This window comes from Streptococcus sp. HMSC074F05 (genome assembly GCF_001808725.1).
Taxonomy (GTDB): Bacteria; Bacillota; Bacilli; order Lactobacillales; family Streptococcaceae; genus Streptococcus; species Streptococcus parasanguinis_I.
The window spans coordinates 72,321-75,362 of the sequence record NZ_KV794407.1; the positions used below are offsets into that span (position 1 = coordinate 72,321).

Consider the following 3,042-nt stretch of genomic DNA (forward strand, 5'->3'; position numbering starts at 1 on the left):
TAGAAGAGTATAGGAAGACAGAACGATCTTTGTTTTCCTGTATTCTTTTTTTGGTGTAAAAAAAGTGAACCGGATAGGAAAAAATGTGACAATTTAGCACAAATTGTTAAAAAATATGTGGTATAATATGACATTTTAACAAGAATATTACAAATTAATTTCAACAGATTGACTCTCGATGTCAAGGATGTTACAATTTTATTTGTATCATGGAATCATGAAATATGAAAAAGGAGATCCTATAAATGAAGGATGTATTTAATAAGCGTCAGCGCTTTTCATTGCGAAAATATAGCGTTGGGGTTTGTTCAGTTCTTTTAGGAACGGCACTCTTTGCTGCAGGAGCTCAATCTGCGTCAGCGGATGAAGCAACAGCACCTTCTGAATCTGCAGGAACAGCAACTTCAGAAGCAGTACAACCTGCTCCAACAGAGTCAAGTCAAACAGAAGCACCAGCTGCTTCCACAGTCTATGGTCAGGGAGCACCTGCACTAAAAGTAGACCTTTCTAATTCTGTTTCAACTTCGGAAGCACCAGCTTCAGCGACTGAAAAATCTGAAGTAGCTGAGAAAGTAGCTGCTACAGAAAGCAAGGAAGCAAAAGCTGAGACTAAAAAAGAAGCAAAAGCTGAAACTAAAAAATCTGAAGAAGCTCCAAAAACGACAGCGTCATCAGAAACCAGCAAACCTGTAGAGAAGAAACAAGAGTCAAGCTCTAAACCAGCTTCTACAACAGCGGCTGCTACAGCAAAACCTACTGCAACCAGTGCTGCCGCGAGTGAAAACTCAGAAGCACCAGCTGCAAGAGAAGAAGTGGCTACACCAGCAGGAACGACTACTTTTTCGGCTACTGTAAGCCCAGCAGGTCTGATCACTGGTACAGAAGCAGGTGCGCAAGCAGAAAGTGTAGCAAGTACAGATGCTGCTGCGGCTGTGGCAACTGCTAATGAAGAACGTACAAATGCAGGAGCTTTAGCAGTAAGCAGCCGTCGTGGTCGTAGCCGTCGTTCTGTTACTGATGAAGCTGTAACTGGCGACCACAACTCTAACCCAATCTCAGTAACTACTTACTTAAAAGATGGGGAAAAAGTAACTCCAGAAATCAAAGATGCTAACGGTGCAACTGTAAGCTCTCAACCTGTACCAGCTGGGTACGCAAGAAAAGAAGGAGATTGGTATACTTACAGTATCATAGACCTTACTCGCTTTAATGAACGGTATCATACAAACTACTATACGCGTGCTTATAAGAGATTTGATGATTCTACAGAAACAACTGTTGAATTAATCGATAAAACTACTGGTAATGTAGTAGAAACTAGAACTCTTTCTGCGTCAAGCGGTATTCAAAAATTCACAACTACAACTGCTGCCTCTAATGGTCAATTAACTGTGAAATATGATTACGACAAAGGTTTAGGAGCAGGACCTGGTAAAACTGACCAACCATTCATTCAATTTGGTTATGAAGTTGGGGCAAGTATTCAAGCTTTAGTAAATCCAAAAAATGAAGCTGAACAAAAATTATATCAAGATGTTTATAACGCTCGTACATCAACTGATATTATTAACGTTGTGGAACCAGCTTATAACGGTCGTACAATTACTGATTCAAACGCTAAAATTCCAAAATTTGTCGAAAAACCGACTTACTACAGAGTAGTCGATAAAAATAATGCTACATTCAATGCAAATAAAACAGATAAAACTGTTCAAGACTACGTACCAAATGGTAATGAAGTTGATTTAGCTAAATATGCAACTAAAGCTATGGAAGGACAACATTTCACAGCGTCTGGTGAGCGTCAATTTGATGGATACAAACTTTACCAAACAGCAAATCCAGATTCGACAACTGGCTTTGTAAGTCGTCCTTACGTAGTTGGTACTAAATTCATGGACGCTGAGCGTGCAGGAATTAAACGTATTAAAGAAATCGTAGGTGAAGATGGATCAGTAGTAGTTCGTGTTTACTTACTAGATCCAAAACAACAAAGTAAACGTTCAGATGGTACATTAAGCACTGATGGCTACATGTTGCTGGCAGAAACCAAGCCGATTAAACCAGGTGAATACAATACACAAGATTTAGTAGTTAAGAAATCACCTCTTAACACAATTGCTTTTACTGATAATAAAGGTGTAAACCATCCTAATGGAGTAGAAGTTCCATTTGACTTCCAAACTGCTGCTGGATATACACCTAAGAAAACAGTATTCGTACCATTCTTAGGAGACGGTATCGGACACCTTTCACCAAATAGTCAATTAGTAGTTGGTGCATATAAACAGATTGGTACAAACGTTGACTTATTAAACTCGTTAACACCGTATAAACCGACTGTTTACTACTATGTAAAACAAGAGCCAGTTGAAGTAACTCCAGAAGTTGAAAAACAACTGGAAGGACGTGTACTTGTTGATGGTGAATTTAGCTTCAAGATTAAAAAAGATCAAGAAAATAAATCACTTCCAGGATATGAAGAAACTGTCACTAACAAAAATGGTAAAGCGACATTTAGTAAATTAACCTTCGATAAAGTTGGTACTTACACTTACACCATCACTGAGGTTAAAGGATCAGATACAAATGTCGATTACGATGGCATGACAGTTAAGATGGCTGTTACTGTAACTGAGAACTCTAAAGGTGATTTGCAAGCTTCAGTTAAATACAGTGGTGAAGGTGGATTTGCCTCAAGTGCAGATGATAAGGTCTTCAACAACTACGTTGTAGCTCCAGTTAAGACCAAGTTTGACTTCAGCAAGGCTCTTGCAGGTCGTGAGTTGAAAGCTGGCGAATTCAGCTTTGTATTGAAAGATTCAGATGGTAAGGTCATTCAAACCAAGACAAATACTAAGGCAGGTGTTGTAGCCTTTGATGATTTGACTTTTGATAACACACAAGTTGGTACACACAAATATACTGTAGAAGAAGTTATCCCAGAAAATAAAGAAACTGGTATGACTTACGACACAATGAAAGCTGAAGTGACCATTACTGTTACTAAGCAAGGTCATGTTCTTAAAGCAACAAACACAC

1 protein-coding gene is annotated in these 3,042 nt (G+C 38.8%); it reads left to right on the plus strand.

All coding sequences use genetic code 11. The features are described 5' to 3' along the window. Positions 1 to 245: 245 nt before the first annotated feature. Positions 246 to 3,042 (plus strand): Spy0128 family protein (locus HMPREF2685_RS10805; protein ID WP_261710239.1); only part of this gene is annotated, 2,797 nt, incomplete at its 3' end.